Raw genomic sequence first — 17,566 nt, 5'->3', positions numbered from 1 at the left:
GCGCAGGTGTGACAGCGCCGGGGGTCCTGGAGAAAGCAGTCTCCGGCGGGACCACACAATTTCTGACATTGGAGCGAAACCATGGATAAAATTTACACGCTGGGCATCGATATCGGCTCCACCGCCTCTAAGTGCGTTATCCTGGCGGATGGCAAGGAGCTGGTCAGCAAGTCCCTCATCCCCGTGGGAGCGGGGACCAGCGGCCCCCAGCGGGCCATCAGCGACGTACTGGAGAACGCCGGGCTGAAGCGGGAGGACATGGGCTATGTCCTGGCCACAGGTTACGGCCGCAACTCCATGCTGGAGATCGCAGACCAGCAGATGAGCGAGCTGAGCTGCCACGCCAGAGGAGCCAGCTTCCTTTTTCCTGAAGTCCACACCGTCATCGACATCGGGGGCCAGGATGTGAAGGTGCTCCAGATCGAGAACGGGGTCATGACCAACTTTGTCATGAACGACAAGTGTGCTGCCGGCACCGGCCGGTTCCTGGACGTGATGGCCCGGGTGCTGGAGGTGAAGGTGGAGGACCTGGGGACGCTGGGGGCGCAGTCCACCAAGAACGTGTCCATCAGCTCTACCTGCACTGTCTTTGCCGAGAGCGAGGTCATCAGCCAGCTGTCTCTGGACACTGACAAACGGGATATCATCAACGGCATCCACCACTCCGTGGCCAGCCGGGTGGCAGGCCTTGCCCACCGGGTAGGCGTCCGGGATCAGGTGGTCATGACCGGCGGCGTGGCACAGAACACCGGCGTGGTCAAGGCGCTGGAGGAGGAACTGGGCCACATCATCTATACCTCGCCCCTGACCCAGTACAACGGGGCTCTGGGGGCGGCGCTGTTCGCCTATCAGAGGTATCAGAAGGAACAAAAGGGATGAAAAAAGTCCTGTTTGGTATCGCACTGATCCTGTTCGCCGTAGTACTGCTGTTGTCAGGGATATGGCTGCCAGTCATAAGTGACCTGATGGATAGAACGGAGTTTGCCGTCCTTGTCGCGGCCATCGGACTGGTGATTGCCGGGATCGGCGCGTTTACCAGGGAGAAATGATCCATTTCGGGCTGTTTTCCCAGCGGCCCCGCAACATTGAAACATTGATTTTTCTAGTGAATCTAGTGAGGAGGAGAAGAACAATGGCTAAAACTGTAAGCCCCGGCGTTCAGGCGCTGCGCAAGGTCGTCGAGGATGTGTACGCCGACGCCCGCAAGGCCAAGGCCGAGGGCAAGCTGGTGGGCTGGTCCAGCTCCAAGTTCCCCTGTGAGCTGGCCGAGGCCTTTGATCTGAACGTCATGTACCCCGAGAACCAGGCTGCCGGCATTGCCGCCAACCGGGACGGCGAGATCATGTGCAAGGCTGCCGAGGACTTGGGCTTTGACAACGACATCTGCGGCTACGCCCGCATCAGTCTGGCCTACGCCGCCGGCAAGCGTGCTTCCCGCAAGGTGGACCTGGAGACCGGTGAGTATGTCATCAACCCCAACAGCGGCAAACCCCTGAAGGACGAGAACGGCAACGTGGTCATTGACCCCGAGACCGGCAAGCCCAAGAAGGACCCCAAGACCATGCAGCCCTACACGGTGCTGGACGACATCTATGAGATCGAGGCCCTGCCTGAGGGCCGGGAGAAGGAGCTGCGGAAGGCGGCTATCAAGCCATACCGCCAGATGCAGATGCCTCAGCCCGACTTCATGCTCTGCTGCAACAACATCTGCAACTGCATGACCAAGTGGTATGAGAACATCGCCCGCATGCGCAACATCCCCCTGATCATGATCGATATCCCCTACAACAACACTGTTGATGTCCATGACACCAATGTGGCCTATGTCCGCGCCCAGTTCGACTCCGCCATCAAGCAGCTGGAAGAGCTGACCGGCAAGAAGTTCGACGAGAAGAAGTTTGAGCAGGCCTGCGCCAATGCCAACCGCACCGCCCAGGCCTGGCTGCGGGTGTGCGATTACCTGCAGTACAAACCCTCCCCTTACAGCGGCTTCGATCTGTTCAACCACATGGCCGACGTAGTTACTGCCCGCGGCAAGGTGGCCGCCGCCGAGGCCTTTGAGCTGCTGGAGAAGGACCTGGAGGAGGCCGTCAAGAACGGCACCTCCACCACCCCCTTCCCTGAGAAGTACCGTGTCATGTTCGAGGGCATTCCCTGCTGGCCCAAGCTGCCCAATCTGTTCAAGCCTCTGAAGGAGCATGGCGTCAACGTCACCGCCGTGGTGTATGCCCCCGCTTTCGGCTTTGTGTACAATAATATGGACGAGATGGTCCGCGCCTACTACAAGGCCCCCAACTCCGTGTGTATCGAGCAGGGCGTGGATTGGCGCGAGGGCATCTGCCGGGACAACAAGGTGGACGGCGTGCTGGTCCACTACAACCGCTCCTGCAAGCCCTGGTCCGGCTACATGGCCGAGATGCAGCGCCGCTTTACCAAGGATCTGGGTGTCCCCTGTGCCGGTTTTGACGGAGACCAGGCTGACCCCCGGAACTTCAACGAGGCCCAGTATGAGACCCGTGTCCAGGGCCTGGTGGAGGCCATGGAGGCCAATCAAGCGAAGAAGGAGGCCGAGGCGAAATGAGCACCGAGGTTTTGCTGAACGAGTTCAAGGAGTATTCCGAGCACCCCTACCGTGTGCTGAGCGAGTACAAGAAGCAGGGCAAAAAGGTGATCGGAATGCTGCCCTACTATGCCCCTGCCGAGCTGGTGGTGGCCGCCGGCATGGTGCCCATGGGCATCTGGGGAAGCAACAAGAAGACCATTGCTCTGGCTAAGGAGTACTGCGCCACCTTCTACTGCACCATCGCCCAGCTGGCGCTGGAGATGCTGCTGGACGGCACCCTGGATCAGCTGGACGGCGTCATCACCCCCACCATCTGTGATACCCTGCGGCCCATGAGCCAGAACATCCGCGTGGCCATGAGCGACAAGTTGCCCTGCATCTTCCTGGCCCATCCCCAGTACCGCAAGCCCGCTTTCGGCCTGCAGTTCACGGTGGACCAGTACATGCACGTCAAGTCTGAGCTGGAGAAGATCGCCGGCAAGGAGATCACCGATGACGACCTGCGGGCCGCTATCAAGGTGATGAACCGCAGCCGCGCCGCCCGCCGGGCTTTCGTCAAGCTGGCCAGCGAGCACTGTGATGTCATCTCCGCCGTCAGCCGCTCCGCCGTGCTGCGCTCCGCTTGGTTCATGGAGCCCGCCGTCTACGCCGAGAAGCTGGAGGCCCTGAACGCCGAGCTGGCCCAGCTGCCCGCAGCCAACTGGAAGGGCAGAAAGATCGTCACCTCCGGCATCATCTGCGACAACCCCAAGCTGCTCCAGATCTTTGACGACAACAACATCGCCATTGCCGCCGACGACGTGGCCCAAGAGAGCCGCGCTTTCCGGGTGGACGCCAGCGAGGAGGGCGATCCCATGATGGCCCTGGCCCAGCAGTTCGCTGATCAGGACTATGATGTCCTGCTCTACGATGAGCACTCCAGCCAGAACCGCCGGGGCGAGTTCGTGGCCCAGCTGGCCAAGGACAGCGGTGCCCAGGGCGTGGTCCTGTTCATGCAGCAGTTCTGCGACCCCGAGGAGATGGAGTACCCCTATCTGAAGAAGGCGCTGGACGAGGCCGGCGTGCCCCACATCAAGCTGGGTGTGGACCAGCAGATGCGGGACTTCGGGCAGGCCAGCACCGCCATCCAGGCATTTGCCGACGTGCTGTAAAGATCCCATGCAGAAAATCGGTCTTCTGGGCCGAAACCCTTGAAAAATTCCCGCTGAAGTGATATAATGCCACCAATTTCGGGTTTCTCCCCCTGTGTCCCGTCACGGGAACAGGGGGAGTCCGGGAAAATGGACGTCCGATTGGGAGGGGCCTGCGCCCGGCCCAAGCCGGTGACCATAAAATAATCAAAGAAGGGGAAAGATAGACTATGAACTACAACGTAACTGTAAATGGAAAAGTTTACAGCGTGACTGTGGAAAAGACTGGAGCCGCCGCTCCTGCCGCTGTCGCTCCCGTGGCCGCCCCTGTGGCTGCCGCTCCTGTCGCCGCCCCCGCGCCCGCTGCGGCGCCCGCTCCCGCCCCCGCCGCCGCTCCGGCGCCCGCTGCTGCTCCCGCCGCTGTGGCCGCCGGTGAGACGGCCGTCAACAGCCCCATGCCCGGCAATATCTTCAAGGTGGAGTGCTCTGTGGGTCAGGCCGTGAAGGCTGGCGACGTGCTGGTGGTGCTGGAGGCCATGAAGATGGAGATCGAGGTTTCCGCCCCCGTGGACGGCACCGTCAAGGCCGTGGCCGCCACCGTGGGCACCGCTGTCAACACTGACGATCTGCTGGTCACCCTGGGTTAAAAGTAGGGGGTACAGATACATGCCTAGTGTTGATAAAGCAATTATTAACCCGTTTGAACCTCTGGATGTCGGTGAGGCCCTGCTGGTAGCCGTGTCCGGTCTGCTGGTCGTCTTTGTGATGCTTGCCATGCTGATGGCGGTCATTTTGGTGATCTCCAAGATCGTGGGCGCTATCGAGGGTAAGGGAAAGGCTCCTGCCGCACCCGCCCCCAAGTCCGCTGCCCCTGCCGCCAAACCGGCGGCAGCCCCCGCCGCCCCTGCGGTGGATGAGGGTGAGCTGGTTGCGGTGATGATGGCCGCTGTGGCTGAGGAGTCCGGGATGTCCCCCAACTCCTTCCAGATCACCAACATCAGTGCGGCTCCTGCCGCCGCTGCCCCCGCCCCTGTTGCTGCTCCTGCTGCGGCCCCCGCACCTGCTCCCGCTGCCGCCCCCGCGCCTGCTGCGGCTCCCGCCGCTGTGGCCGCCGGAGAGACGGCCGTCAACAGCCCCATGCCCGGAAACATCTTCAAGGTGGAGTGCTCCGTGGGCCAGGCTGTAAAGGCCGGCGATGTGCTGGTGGTACTGGAGGCCATGAAGATGGAAATCGAGGTCTCCGCTCCCGTGGACGGAACTGTGAAGGCCGTCTCTGCCGTTGTGGGTACTGCTGTGAACACCGATGACCTGCTGGTCACCATCGGTTGAGAGGAGGGGTGAAGTATGGAATTTCTGAAAGAAGTCATTTTTGCGATTGCTGGCGGTTCTGGCTTTGCCGCTCTGGACTGGAAGACCGTGGTCATGCTCGTCATTGCCTGTGTCCTGCTGTACATGGGTATCGGCAAGGGCTTTGAGCCCCTGCTGCTGGTCCCCATCGCATTCGGTATGCTGCTGGCCAACCTGCCCATTACCGGCTTGTTTGCCGAGCCCGTCTATGATGCCGCTACCCATAGTGGAACAGTAGGCTTTATGTGGGTACTCTATCAGGGTGTCCAATACGCCATTTACCCGTCCATCATCTTTATGGGCATCGGTGCCATGACCGACTTTGGTCCTCTGCTGGCTAACCCCATGTCCCTGCTGCTGGGCGCTGCTGCGCAGCTGGGCATCTTCGCAGCGTTCCTGATGGCGCTGGTCCTGGGCTTTACTCCCGCTGAGGCTGCCGCCATCGGCGTCATTGGCGGCGCAGACGGCCCCACTGCTATCCTGACGGCATCAAAATTGGCGGTAGAGCTGTTGCCGGCTATTGCCATCGCGGCATACTCTTACATGGCCCTGATCCCCATGATCCAGCCCCCGCTGATGAAGCTGATGACCACTAAGAAAATGCGTCAGGTCAAGATGAGTCAGCTGCGTGTGGTCTCCAAAACTGAGAAGATCATCTTCCCCATTGCCGTGACCATCTTCGTAGTGCTGCTGATCCCCGATACTGCACCTCTGATTGGTATGCTCATGCTGGGCAACCTGTTCCGTGAGTGTGGTGTCACGGAGCGTCTGTCTGATACCGCTCAGAACGCTCTGATCAATATCGTGACGATTCCGCTGGGCCTGTCCGTGGGCTTTAAGGCTACGGCCAGCAGCTTCCTGACTGTTGAGACCCTGTCCATTATCGCTCTGGGTCTGACGGCTTTCCTGCTGTCCACTGCTGGCGGCCTGCTGCTGGGCGATTTGATGTATGTTCTGACTGGTGGCAAGGTCAATCCGCTGATCGGCTCTGCCGGCGTGTCCGCCGTGCCTATGGCGGCCCGTGTGTCCCAGGTGGTGGGACAGAAGGAGAACCCCTCCAACTTCCTGCTGATGCACGCTATGGGACCCAATGTGGCTGGCGTCATCGGTTCCGCTTGTGCCGCTGGATTTATGATCAAGGTCTTCGGCGGCTGATTTAAAGCGATTACAGTTTCAAACAGGTGCTCGGCACACCGGTGCAGACCGGTGTGCCGAGTGCTTTTTCCGTGCAGGAAAAGAGATGCGGCGGAGAGAAAAGAGGGGGCATCGAGGGGGAAAAGGCGGAAAAAAGCTGGGCAGAACAGGGGAGAGGAGGAAGGAAGAAAAAATTTGAAAAAAATAAAAATAGTACTTGCCAAATCAAAAAATATGTGCTATTATTTATAAGCTGTCAGCGAGAGATACTTCTCCTGCGGTATGCGGCTGTAGCTCAGTTGGATAGAGTGTTTGGCTACGAACCAAAAGGTCGGGGGTTCGAATCCCTTCAGCCGTACCACTCGTCGCAAGCGTCGTATCGCTTGCGACGAGTTTTTTCGTTTCATTACAAAACTTATCGCGCACTCACTTTGCCGCTCCTCGCTTCCAAACCGAAGCCCAGCGTAGCGGGTTCGGTTTGGTTTTTGGCACAGACCTGTAGCCACTGCATCTTTTTTGTCCACATATTCCAAGTTAAAAGCTATATTTTGATCTTATAAACGAGGCCGAAATGTAGCTTTTCTTTTTATCAATTTGTCGAAGAAACCTCCATGTTATACCGCTCATGAGCACATGAGTAGAAAACATGGAGGCTTTGTTATGCCTGAGAATATCACTTGGAGAGGCAGGACGCAATCGGGGGAAAGAGAACTGCCCGCCGCTCCGCCCCGGCGCCTGGCGCGGGGGGAAACGGCGGGCAGACTGCGCCTCAGGGCGCGGCAAGGTCACATGATATGCTCTTCGGCGCAGTTGTCCAGCACACGCATCCCCATCTCCTTGGGTGCGGCAACGGGAAATTTGGCAATGCTGGTCTCGTCGAATTTGGCACACAGGCGGAGCTGAGGATTGAGGCGCAGGTCCTCCATATGGGACGGCCTGCGTGCTCTGCGCTTTGCCATAAAGATCACCCCTGGCACAGTATGCCCTAAAATCCGACCGATGTTGCAGGGAAGACGGCCGCTGTGCTGGGAGCAGGGAGAGTCAAAACTTTTCCATATGCTGAAGATCCATTACAAAGACGACCACACCGCCCACATCCTGCACAACAGGGGTGGCGGGCATGAGAGGAGGGTAGGGGTGCCCCATGGGGATAGAAAAGCTTTGGTAGACCGTGGCTTTCCGTTGACCCGCCCGGCGCTTCAGAATGTCCAGCACCTCATCCAGACGGGGCTCTTCAACGCCGATCATGATGGTGGTGCTGTGCTTTTTTAGAAATCCTCCGGTGGAGCTGAGCATCGTAACAAAAAAGCCGTTTTGATTCAGCTCGTAGACCGTATCCTCGTAATCTTCCCCCTGGAGGATAGCCAAAACCAATTTCCCACTGTGCTGTTCCATGTAAGACCTCCTTGTTTGTTCCCGCAGGGCCAGACCAGGTCAGACCCGCTTTTGAAAATTCCCTACCACTGAGATGTTGTCATCCAGAATGACAAAGATGTTTGGGTCCTGCTTCTGCAGCGCCTTACGAAGCTGAAGAGCTTCCTTTTTGGAGACCACTGTGAGAAGCATCTCCGTCTGCTCTCCGCTGTACGCCCCTTCTCCCTCCCATTTTGTAACGCCGCGGCCCACATATTCAAAGACCAGCTGCTCCATCTCCGGCTTTTTGGTGATGATAAGCATAGTGACCATCACATTTTGCAGGTGCGCCCGGTCCAAGCAGAGAAAAGTAACGCAGGTGAACAGAATGCTGTACACCACCACCTGCCGGTCAAAAAACAGAAAACCGACCCCATAAACTGCAAAGTTCAGGGCCATGGAGATACGGCCAACGCTCAGAAGGGGGTGCTTCTGAAGGCAGAGCAGCCCCAGGATCTCTTCTCCGCCTCCAGAGCAGCCAGAGGTGAGGGTCAGGCCGGCGCCAGCGCCGCAGGCGAGGCCGCCGATGACACAGGCGGTGAGATGCTCATCGAACAGACCAGACTGAGGAATAGGGATCAGGGCCAGAAAAATACTGTAACAGGCCACACACAGGGCGGTCTTTGCAAAAAAAAGATGTCCAAATCTGGACCAGGCCAGAATGAGCAGGGGGACATTGAGCAGAAAGTAAATGATGCCGGCCACGTCCCCCACAGACTGGAGAGACGGGAAAACAGAGAGCAAAACCATGCGCAGAAGCTGTGCGATCCCTAAAAATCCGCCGCTGTACATTCCGGAAGGCAGAATAATACAGTTCATGGATACGGAAAACAGCAGGGAGCCGACAACAATGAGGGACATATCTTTGACAATCTGGCCGCTGTGCCGCCGAAGTCCCATCGCCTGCTTATATTGTACCATACAGTCCCACCCTTATCAATCCAATTTATGAAATGGTCCCGGAATACCCCAAAGGGATATTCCGGGAGCAAATCTGTAGGAAAGCGGACGATCAGGCGGGAATCAGGCCGTTGTCCACCAGGAACTGATGGGCGACCTCCTTGGCGCTCATGCCGTCCACATCTACCTGAGCGTTCATGGCAGCCATGGTAGCCTCGTCAATGGCACCGTCCAGCTTGGAGAGGACCTCGGCCAGAGCGGGATCAGACTGGATCAGATCGGCATTTACGAAGTTTACAGCGTAGTAGGGGGGGAAGAAGCCCAGGTCGTCCTCCAGAGTGGTCAGCCCCAGCTTGGAGAGCAGAGCATCTGTGGCAAAGGCGTCCACCACGTCCACCTCGTCGTTTTCAATGGCAGTGTAGCGCAGGCTGGCATCCAGTCCGGTGACATCCTTGAACTCGGCGTTGTACTGGCTTTCCAGAAGAGGCAGACAGTCCTCGCGCTGGATAAACTCTACGGTGCATCCCAGCCGAAGCTCAGGGGACTTCTCGATCAGATCAGACAGAGTGGTCAGGCCATAGGCCTCGGCGGTCTCGGGCTTGACGCTCATCACATAGGTGTTATTGAAGCCCAGAGGAGCGGAGGTATAGATGTTGTGGTCTTTCATCATCATATCGCTGACAGTCTGCCAAACTACGTCTTTATCGGTATTCATGGGCTGGGCCAGCAGATTCATCAGGGCGGTCCCGGTGTACTCCACGAACATATCGATGCTTCCCTGTTCCAAGGCGTCAAAGCAGACGGCGGCCCCGGCCAGACCGAAGCGCTGATCCACCGTGTAATCGGTGTTGGCCTCGATCAGCTCGGTATAGAGCTCACCCAGAATATTGACCTCAGTAAAGTTGGAGGTGCCTACCACGATGGTCTTGTCGCCGCTTCCGGTACTGGAGGGGGCAGAAGAAACAGACCCGCTTCCGCTGCCGGAAGAGCCGCAGGCGGCAAGGGAGAGGGACAGCGCAGCCGCTGTGAGAGCGCAGGTGATTTTTTTCAGGTTTTTCATGACGCAAGAAACTCCTTTTTCTTATTTTGAATTTTAAAATCAAGAGATCAGCCCAGATAGGCTCAGGCAATGATGGCGGCATAGGATGCCGCGGAGACAGCGACCAGGGCAAAGCACAGCCCGCCTGCCACTGCCTTGCGGCGGGTCCGGACAGCTTTGCTGAGGTTTTTGATCTGGTCCTGAGGCAGCAGCCCCTCGCTGGTGAGGGCCCGTTCCACGCGGCCCAGGAGGTAATCCAGAGTGAGGGCCATCACAGCGGAGGCGACCGCCCCCATGACAGTCATAGGATAATTGAGGGAGTTCATACCCAGCATAATGAACCAGCCCAGTCCGTTGGCTCCGGCGAAAGCGGCGATGGTCATGGTGCCTACCGCACCCACGGCAGCGATACGGATGCCGGACATGATATAGGGCGTGGCCATGGGCAGCTCCACTCGGCCCAGCTGCTGCATGCGGGTCAGTCCGATGCCCCGTGCCACCTCGAGGGAGACAGGAGAGATGCTGGAGATCCCGGTGTAGGTGTTTTTCAGAATGGGGAGGAACGCATAGACAAACACCATGAAGATAGCCAGTGTCTCACCGACGCCCAGAAAGGGGATCCCCATGGCAAGCAGGGCCATACAGGGGATGGACTGCATCACATTGGCGATGCCGATGACCACGCTGGAGACCTTTTTGCTTCTGGTGATGAAGATACCCAGGGGGACGGCAATGATGAGGGCCAGAACCACGGCGAAGCAGGTCATGGCCAGGTGGCGCAGGAATTCCTCCACCAGACTGTCCCACTCCTCTGCATAGATCGTCAGATAGGGAAGGAAATTCTCCGCCAGACTGTCCCACCACGATGCGGGGGACTCTATCAATGCGCTGCTGCTGCCCATATAACTCCGCTCCTTTCTCCCGCAGTATGCTCAGGGACGAACTGCCTGCTCATAGTGGCCAGCAGACTGCTCTTGGTCAAAAATCCCACAAGAGTCCGGTCGTGCTCGATCACGGGTATAATGCCGGACACATCGTAGTCGATGGTGGAGATGATCTCTTTGAGAGTGGTATCCCCCTCCACCGCGACGTAGTCATCGGAGAGGTAGGTCTCGGCGGAGCCAGAGCCGTCTTTCTCCGACATCAGCTCCTCCAGCCAGAGGACCCCCAGCAGACGGTCCCGGCCGTCTACCACCAGCAGGCTGTCCACGCCGCTCTGGCGCATGATCTGCAGAGCCTGGAGCACGGTCCGCCCCCTGGAGATGGTGATGGGACGGCGGCGCATAATGTCCCGGGCCCGGATATACTCGGGGTTGGCCCACAGACGGTTGGCACCAATAAAGTCCGTGACATACTGATTGGCGGGAGCTTTCAGGATCCGCTCCGGGGTGTCGCACTGGACGATGTGCCCTTCCTGGATAATGCAGATGCGGTCGGCCAGCTTGATCGCCTCGTCCATGTCGTGGGTGACGAATACGACAGTCTTTTTTGTTTTTTTCTGGAGCGTATGGATCTCGTCCTGCAGCTCGGCCCGGGTCATGGGATCCAGAGCGGAGAAGGGCTCATCCATCAGAACGATGGGGGGGTCCACCGCAAAGGCCCGGGCTACTCCCACGCGCTGCTGCTGCCCGCCGGACAGCTGAGAGGGGTATTGGTTGCGGTAGGTGTCCGGGTCCAGATCGACCATTCGGAGCATCTCAGTCACCCGCTCAGAGATCCGCTCGCTGGGGTAGCCGGCGATGCGCATGACCAGCGCAATATTTTCCTCCACGGTCAGATGGGGGAAGAGGCCGCCGGCCTGAACGACATAGCCCACCAGGTTGGGCAGCTGATTTGTTTTGATGCGGTCCACCGGCGTCCCATTGATGAGCAGCTTGCCCTTCTGCACATTGAGCAGCTTGTTGATGCTCTTGAGAAGAGTGGTTTTTCCACAGCCGCTGGAGCCGATGAGAACAAAAAATTCACTGTCCTGAATGGTAAGATCCACGTGGTTCAGAACGGGCCTATCTTTGTACGCCATAGACACATTTTGAAACTCAATCATAAGCGTGTCTCACGATCCCTTCTTTGTTATGGCGGTATCGTAACAGAATTTCAGTTAATGTGACCCTAGGATTCTGCCTCTGGAATTAAGAGTGTGTTAGTTCAGGCAGGGACCCACCGCCCGCTGGGAAGAAAAAGACTGCCCGCCCCCTGCAAGACGCAGGGAACGGACAGTCAGGGACGCAGGTGCAGAGGTCAGGCCTCGTCCTCCTGCTTCTGGCGGATCATGCGGTAGCCCACGCCGATGTGGGTCTGGATATACTGGGGGTGGCTGGGGTCCACCTCCAGCTTTTTGCGCAGAGTGGCCATGAAGACGCGGAGAGAGGGGGTATCCGAAAAGGCGGAGCTGCCCCAAATCTCGTTGAGGATAAAATTGTGGGTGAGGACCTTCCCGGTATTTCGGGCCAAAAGGCAGAGCAACTTGTACTCGATGGGGGTGAGATGGATCTCCACCCCATCTCGATAGGCACAGCCGGCAGCATAGTCAATCTTCAGGTTCCCGTTCTCGTAGAGGCTGGCTTCCTCACTTACCTTCTGGCTGTCATAGCGGACCCGGCGCAGGGCGACCCGGAGCCGGGCCAGGAGCTCGTCCACGGAGAAAGGTTTAGTCAGATAGTCATCGGCGCCGGCGTCCAGCGCGGCCACCTTGTCGCTGTCCTCGCTCCGGGCGGAGATGACGATGATGGGCAGGTTGCTCCAGGTGCGGACCTTTTTGATGATGTCTACCCCGTCCATGTCGGGCAGGCCCAGGTCCAGCAGCATGACGTCCGGGCGGTAAGAGAGGGCGTCCACCAGAGCACTGGCCCCTGTCTTGGCCCGATGGAACTGATAGTTCTGGGTCTCCAGAGTGGTGGCGATGAGGTTTCCCACCGCTGCGTCGTCTTCTACCATAAGAATGTGCGGCTTATTCATACATTTTTACCTCCGAAGCCCTCAGGGTGAAACGAAATACTGACCCGTGGGGCTGATGATCCTGAACTGATATCTCACCGCCGTGAGCGGTGATGATGGACCTGCACAGGGAGAGCCCCAGGCCCAGCCCCCGCCGGCCATCTCCGCGGGAGTTGTCCGCGGTATAAAACATATCAAATATTTTCTGCTTGGCGCTGTCCGCAATACCTGGACCGTCATCGGAGACCTCGACCTGCACAAAAGGACCGGCCCGGACAGCGGACAAGGAGATGTGGGAACCGGCAGGGGTGTACTTGATGGCGTTGTTGACCAGATTGATGACCACCTGGACGATGAGCCGGGCGTCCATATCCGCCATCAACAGATCGTCCTCCAGTTCTACAGAGATATGGTGCTGCTCCGCATTGCGGTCCAGATGGGACAGGGCTTCATGAAAGACCTCATCCAGAAGCTCCGGGCGGATGTTCAGAGAAACAGAGCCGTTGCCCATCCGGGTGAGGGAGAGCAGATTTTCCACCAGGTTGATGAGCCACATAGAGTCATCGTAGATGGAGCGGTACAGGTAGCGCCGCTTCTCCTCATCCAGCACGGCCCCGTTCTCCATCAGGATGCCGGCGTTCCCGGATATACTGGTCAGTGGGGTGCGCAGGTCGTGGGAGATGGCCCGCAGCAGATTGGCGCGCAGGGTCTCCTGATGGGCCAGCTCCTCGATCTGCTGCTTGGCGCGCGCCGTCAGCTCCTTTTCCAGCGCCAGTCCGCACTCGTCCAGGATGGCTACTGTCAGATTTTTTTCAAAGGAGTCCACCTTCTGAGCATTGGGGATGGCAATGCCAACCACCGCCAGCACCTTGTCAGAGCCGCGGACCGCAATGTAGAGGCATTTGGAGCTGGGAAGGGTGTGGGTGGTAGCGCCGGCGTGCTTGTTGTTGTTCCAGACCCACTCCGCCACCGCCCGCTCTGAGGAAGTGAGATATGCAGACATATCCCCGCCTTTGGAAACAGGGAACAGCATGGCCTCCTGCTCCAGTCCGTCCTCGTCGGCGGAATAGATCAGGACGTCCCGCTCCAGCAGCTTTTTCAACTGGGTGGCCGTGACCGCCAGGATTTCCCGGCTCCCCTCCGCCTTCTGGAGCTTCTGGCTGGTCTCCAGCAGGATCTCAGTGCGGTATGCCTTTTGGGCGCTCTGGATGGCCTGCCGTTTGACACGGGTGGTAAGAGAGCTGCCCAGCAGCGCTACGGTCAGCATGACGGCAAAGGTGGCGATATAGCTGGGGTCGCTCATCAAAGTAAAATAGGGGTAGGTAAAAAAGTAATTGAAGATGAAGACGGAGCAGAGGGATGCCAGCAGGCTGTAGCTGTGCCCCGTGGTGGCCATGGAGATGGTGAGGACGCCCAAGATGTAGACCATGATCACATTTTCAGTGGAAAAGCCCGCTCGCTGGAAGAGAAAGCCCACGGCGGTGCAGGCAGCCAGGATCAGGAGGGCCTTGAAAAGATCCCGGACGGAGAAGCGCTCCTGGAGAAGATAGGGCTGCCAGGAGTGGCGGGCGGGCCGCTGGACCTGGTCCGGGATGATGTAGATATCCAGGTCAGGAGCCAGCTCTCCCAGACGGTCCATCAGACTCTTGGCGCCCAGGAGGGGGCCGCGTTTCTGGGGACTGCGGCCCAGCACGATCTTGGAGATCCCGCTGACTTTAGCGTATTCCGCGATCTGAATGGCGGGGTCATCCCCGTAGACCGTGCTGATCCGGGCGCCCAGCTCCTCTGCAAGATGCAGATTGTTCCGCAGCTGCCGGCGTTCCTTGTCGCTCTGGCCCTGAAAGGAAGGAGTCTCCACGAAAAGCGCGGTAAAGGCGCCGTGAAATGCCTCTGCCATCCTGGCAGCAGTGCGGATGACCTTCTCGTTGGAGGGAGAGCCGGACAGGCAGATGAGAATGTGTTCCCGGGCCCTGGGGGGATATCTGTCCCCACCGGAGGGCTTCCGCTCCAGGCGGTCAGCGGTCCTGCGCAGGGAGAGCTCCCGCAGGGCGGCCAAGGTCTGCTCGGTCAAAAGGTGCCCTTCCCCTCCGCCGATGGTCCCGGCCCGCAGGCGCGCCAGAAGGTCGGAGGGCTCCAGATCGACAATCTCCACCTGGTCAGCAGAGTCAAAGACCTGGTCCGGGACGCGCTCCGGGGCGGAGAAGCCGGTGATGGAGGAGACCACATCGCTCAGGCTTTCCAGCTGCTGCACATCCATGGTGGAATAGACGTCAATGCCCGCGCGAAGCAGCTCGGCAATATCCTGGTAGCGCTTGGCGTGGCGGGCTCCCTTATTGTTGGAGTGGGCCAGCTCATCCACTAGGATCAGCTGGGGACGGCGGCGGAGGGCGCCGTCCAGGTCAAATTCGCCCTGCCCTCCACCGGGAGGGATGAGGGGCGGGAGCCGTTCCAGTCCTCCGGCCAGTGCCAGGGTATCAGGATAGGCGGCGGGTGCCAGAAAGCCCAGCACAACGTCCGTGCCCGCCTCTTTTGCGCGGAGGGCGGCGTCCAGCATAGCGTAGGTCTTCCCCACTCCGGCGGCGTAGCCAAAAAAGATCTTCAGTCGACCGGAGGACTCCTGTTCCAAAGTGTGGTCCCCGGGAGTCAGCCCGTCAGGGCGGGGCTGAGGATCAGAACGCAAGGTATCACCTCGTCTCTTGCTTGGGTCGTTTGTATATTATAGTATAACACAGGTGGTATCAGCATAACATTGGCATTTTTGACGGGGTGTAAAGATTACATTAAGGAATCTTTATTAATACAGTATTTATGCACGGAAAATTCTCTTAATCTGGCGCTAATGTCCGATGTGATATAATAAGAAATAAATGCGGGACAGCGCGTGGCCCGGCTGCCCGCCCTGCGGACAGCCGGGCCCTGGATGAACAGCCGCATAGGAACATATCAGAAGGGAACAGGAGCATGATGCATGCTGCGGGGGGATTCTGTGCCGTCTTTCAAACATGACCGTGTCACACCGGCACAAATCATTATTTTAGGATTCCTGCTGCTGATCTTTACTGGGGCAGTGCTGCTGATGCTGCCCTTTTCCACCCAGGAGCCCGGAGGGGCCTCATTTGGGGATGCGCTGTTCACCGCCACTTCCGCCACCTGTGTGACCGGACTGGTGCTCCACGATACGGCGCTTTACTGGTCACCCTTTGGGCAGCTGGTCATTCTTCTGCTGATCCAGGTGGGCGGAATGGGAGTGGTCACCATCGCGGTGGCGATTTTCATGTTTGCGGGCAAACGGATCGGGTTGAAGCAGCGGTGGGTGATGCAGGAGTCCATTTCCGCCCCTCAGGTGGGCGGCATCGTGCGGATGACGGGGTTTATCCTAAAAACCGCCTTTTTGATTGAAGGGATTGGGGCCCTGCTTCTGGCCCTGCGGTTCTGCCCGCAATTTGGTCTTGGAAGAGGACTTTGGTACGCGGTGTTTCACTCAGTGTCCGCGTTCTGCAATGCGGGCTTTGATCTTATGGGAGTAAACTCCCCGTTTTCTTCCCTCACAGACTACGTAGGCGATCCTTTGGTGAGCAATGTGATCGCTTTTCTGATCATAATTGGCGGCGTCGGCTTCCTCACCTGGAATGACATCAGGGAGCACAAGCTCCACTTTCGACGCTACCGGCTGCAGAGCAAGCTGATCCTGACCACCACGCTGGCCCTGATCCTGACAGGGCTCCTGTTCTTTCTGCTGTATGAGTTCGAACAGGGGCAGTGGGTGGACATGTCCCTGTGGGAGCGGATCAACGCCGCGTTTTTTCAGTCCGTGACACCGCGCACCGCAGGCTTCAACACAGTGGATCTGACTGGCCTGAGCCAGCCCGCCCAGCTGCTGATCATCCTGCTGATGCTGGTGGGCGGTTCACCGGGTTCCACAGCAGGCGGCTTCAAAACCACTACGCTGGCGGTGATGCTGCTGGGGATCCGGGCAGTTTTCCGCCATAAGGAGCGGCCCCAGTGCTTTGGAAGGCGCATCGCAGATGAGTCGATCCGAAACGCCTCTGCCATCTTCCTGCTTTATCTGCTCCTGTTCCTGACAGGGGGCATCCTGATCTGCTGCATAGATGGCGTACCCCTGATGGCGGCGCTGTTTGAGGCGGCGTCCGCCATTGGTACCGTTGGCCTGTCGCTTGGGATCACGCCGGAGCTCTCCGGGGCGTCCAGGCTGATCCTGATTTTTTTGATGTATTTCGGGCGTGTGGGCGGCCTGACCATGATCTATGCGGTCACGGCCAAAGGCGCACCGGAGCTGTCCCAATTCCCCCAGGAGCGGGTCACCATAGGATGAGATCGGAGAGGAACAAATCATGAAGTCAGTGCTTTTGATCGGGTTGGGACGGTTCGGCCGCCATATGGCCCAGAAGCTCCGGGAACTGCACCATGAGGTAATGGCGGTGGACCGGAATGAAGAGCGGATCAACGACGCCCTGCCCTTTGTGACCAACGCACAGATCGGGGACAGCACCAGTGAGCAGTTCATTGCATCTCTGGGGGTCAGTAACTTTGACCTGTGCGTGGTAGCGATTGGAGATGACTTTCAGAGCTCCCTGGAGACCACCGCTCTGCTCAAGGAATACGGCGCTCCTTTTGTGCTCTCCCGGGCTGCCCGGGACGTCCACGCCAAATTCCTGCTGCGCAACGGTGCGGACGATGTGATCTATCCGGAGAAGCAGACGGCCTCTTGGGCCGCGGTCCGGTACAGCTCTGACCATGTGTTTGACTACATCAAGCTGACACCGGACCATTCCATCTATGAGACGGCGGTGCCGGAATCCTGGGTAGGAAGGACTGTGGTCCAGCTGGCGGTGAGGCAGAAGTACCGCATCAACATTCTGGCCATCAAGCGCAGCGGCACACTGGAGCCTCTCCCAGGCCCCAATCACACCTTTCAGTCGGATGAGACCCTGCTGATTCTGGGGGATGACCGGGACATCCAGAGATTCCTGCATGTCTGACAAGCGATACCGAACGCGGCAGGGAGGCCGGTCCGGCCCCGGAGTTCTGTTGGTCCGCAGCGGAGGGGGAGTTCCCCCAAAAGCTCCCTGCTTCCAGTGTTTTCGG

General features: G+C 58.6%; 17 protein-coding genes and 1 tRNA gene. 10 read left to right on the top strand and 8 right to left on the bottom strand.

Translation table 11 applies throughout. The features are described 5' to 3' along the window. The first annotated feature begins 81 nt into the window (after positions 1–81). The 8 genes from hgdC (at position 82) to L9O85_RS09830 (ending at position 6,535) form a co-directional block, all read left to right on the top strand. Complete coding sequence (hgdC, locus tag L9O85_RS09865; protein ID WP_050623939.1) at positions 82–879, top strand: (R)-2-hydroxyglutaryl-CoA dehydratase activase HgdC; 798 nt, start codon at positions 82–84, stop codon at positions 877–879. Then, on the top strand, positions 876–1,049 hold the full coding sequence (locus tag L9O85_RS09860; protein WP_187120338.1) for a hypothetical protein: 174 nt from the start codon (positions 876–878) through the stop codon (positions 1,047–1,049). Before hgdC ends, L9O85_RS09860 begins: the two co-directional genes overlap by 4 nt. 83 nt (positions 1,050–1,132) lie before the next feature. Beyond that, positions 1,133–2,581 carry a (R)-2-hydroxyglutaryl-CoA dehydratase subunit alpha gene (gene hgdA / locus L9O85_RS09855; RefSeq protein ID WP_050623940.1) on the top strand — a complete coding sequence of 483 codons (1,449 nt, stop codon included), beginning with the start codon at positions 1,133–1,135 and terminating at the stop codon, positions 2,579–2,581. Next, positions 2,578–3,714, top strand: coding sequence for a (R)-2-hydroxyglutaryl-CoA dehydratase subunit beta (gene hgdB, locus L9O85_RS09850; RefSeq protein WP_050623941.1), 1,137 nt, complete (start codon positions 2,578–2,580; stop codon positions 3,712–3,714). Before hgdA ends, hgdB begins: the two co-directional genes overlap by 4 nt. 209 nt (positions 3,715–3,923) lie before the next feature. After that, on the top strand, positions 3,924–4,340 hold the full coding sequence (locus L9O85_RS09845) for a biotin/lipoyl-containing protein (RefSeq protein ID WP_276758238.1): 417 nt from the start codon (positions 3,924–3,926) through the stop codon (positions 4,338–4,340). A 19-nt stretch (positions 4,341–4,359) separates the two neighbouring features. After that, entirely contained in the window at positions 4,360–5,022 is a 663-nt protein-coding gene (locus L9O85_RS15205; RefSeq protein ID WP_276758235.1) for an OadG family protein, read from the top strand. A 15-nt stretch (positions 5,023–5,037) separates the two neighbouring features. Next, a complete protein-coding gene (locus L9O85_RS09835) occupies positions 5,038–6,195 on the top strand; it encodes a sodium ion-translocating decarboxylase subunit beta (RefSeq protein WP_108980910.1) in 1,158 nt (385 codons plus the stop codon). A 263-nt stretch (positions 6,196–6,458) separates the two neighbouring features. Continuing rightward, a tRNA-Arg gene (locus L9O85_RS09830) sits at positions 6,459–6,535 on the top strand. A 424-nt stretch (positions 6,536–6,959) separates the two neighbouring features. Here L9O85_RS09830 and L9O85_RS09825 read toward each other — a convergent pair. From L9O85_RS09825 to L9O85_RS09790, 8 genes are all read right to left on the bottom strand, one after another. Continuing rightward, positions 6,960–7,133: a hypothetical protein gene (locus tag L9O85_RS09825; RefSeq protein ID WP_170116224.1), complete on the bottom strand. Its 174-nt coding sequence runs from the start codon at positions 7,131–7,133 to the stop codon at positions 6,960–6,962. A gap of 82 nt (positions 7,134–7,215) precedes the next feature. Continuing rightward, a complete protein-coding gene (locus tag L9O85_RS09820; RefSeq protein WP_050623943.1) occupies positions 7,216–7,569 on the bottom strand; it encodes a cyclic-di-AMP receptor in 354 nt (117 codons plus the stop codon). A 39-nt stretch (positions 7,570–7,608) separates the two neighbouring features. Then, positions 7,609–8,508, bottom strand: coding sequence for a YitT family protein (locus L9O85_RS09815; protein WP_050623944.1), 900 nt, complete (start codon positions 8,506–8,508; stop codon positions 7,609–7,611). 91 nt (positions 8,509–8,599) lie between these two features. Continuing rightward, positions 8,600–9,547 (bottom strand): glycine betaine ABC transporter substrate-binding protein, encoded by a 948-nt coding sequence (locus tag L9O85_RS09810; protein WP_050623945.1) that lies wholly within the window; start codon positions 9,545–9,547, stop codon positions 8,600–8,602. Between the two features lie 62 nt (positions 9,548–9,609). Further along, entirely contained in the window at positions 9,610–10,428 is an 819-nt protein-coding gene (locus L9O85_RS09805; RefSeq protein WP_082203552.1) for an ABC transporter permease, read from the bottom strand. Beyond that, positions 10,407–11,570, bottom strand: a complete 1,164-nt coding sequence (locus L9O85_RS09800; RefSeq protein ID WP_276758231.1) for an ABC transporter ATP-binding protein — start codon at positions 11,568–11,570, stop codon at positions 10,407–10,409. The genes L9O85_RS09805 and L9O85_RS09800 overlap by 22 nt, the downstream gene beginning before the upstream one ends. 194 nt (positions 11,571–11,764) lie before the next feature. Next, positions 11,765–12,481, bottom strand: a complete 717-nt coding sequence (locus L9O85_RS09795; protein ID WP_050623947.1) for a response regulator — start codon at positions 12,479–12,481, stop codon at positions 11,765–11,767. Beyond that, the gene (locus L9O85_RS09790; RefSeq protein ID WP_276758228.1) at positions 12,474–15,140 is read right to left on the bottom strand and encodes a sensor histidine kinase; all 2,667 of its coding nucleotides are present in this window, start codon (positions 15,138–15,140) and stop codon (positions 12,474–12,476) included. The genes L9O85_RS09795 and L9O85_RS09790 overlap by 8 nt, the downstream gene beginning before the upstream one ends. A gap of 288 nt (positions 15,141–15,428) precedes the next feature. Between L9O85_RS09790 and L9O85_RS09785 the strand changes: the two genes are divergently transcribed. Next, complete coding sequence (locus tag L9O85_RS09785) at positions 15,429–16,793, top strand: TrkH family potassium uptake protein (protein WP_108980912.1); 1,365 nt, start codon at positions 15,429–15,431, stop codon at positions 16,791–16,793. A gap of 19 nt (positions 16,794–16,812) precedes the next feature. Further along, a complete protein-coding gene (locus tag L9O85_RS09780) occupies positions 16,813–17,460 on the top strand; it encodes a potassium channel family protein (protein ID WP_050623950.1) in 648 nt (215 codons plus the stop codon). The last annotated feature ends 106 nt before the right edge of the window (positions 17,461–17,566 follow it).

This window comes from Lawsonibacter asaccharolyticus, assembly GCF_022453915.1.
Lineage (GTDB): Bacteria > Bacillota > Clostridia > Oscillospirales > Oscillospiraceae > Lawsonibacter > Lawsonibacter asaccharolyticus.
This window is presented reverse-complemented; position numbering and strand designations above follow the sequence as displayed.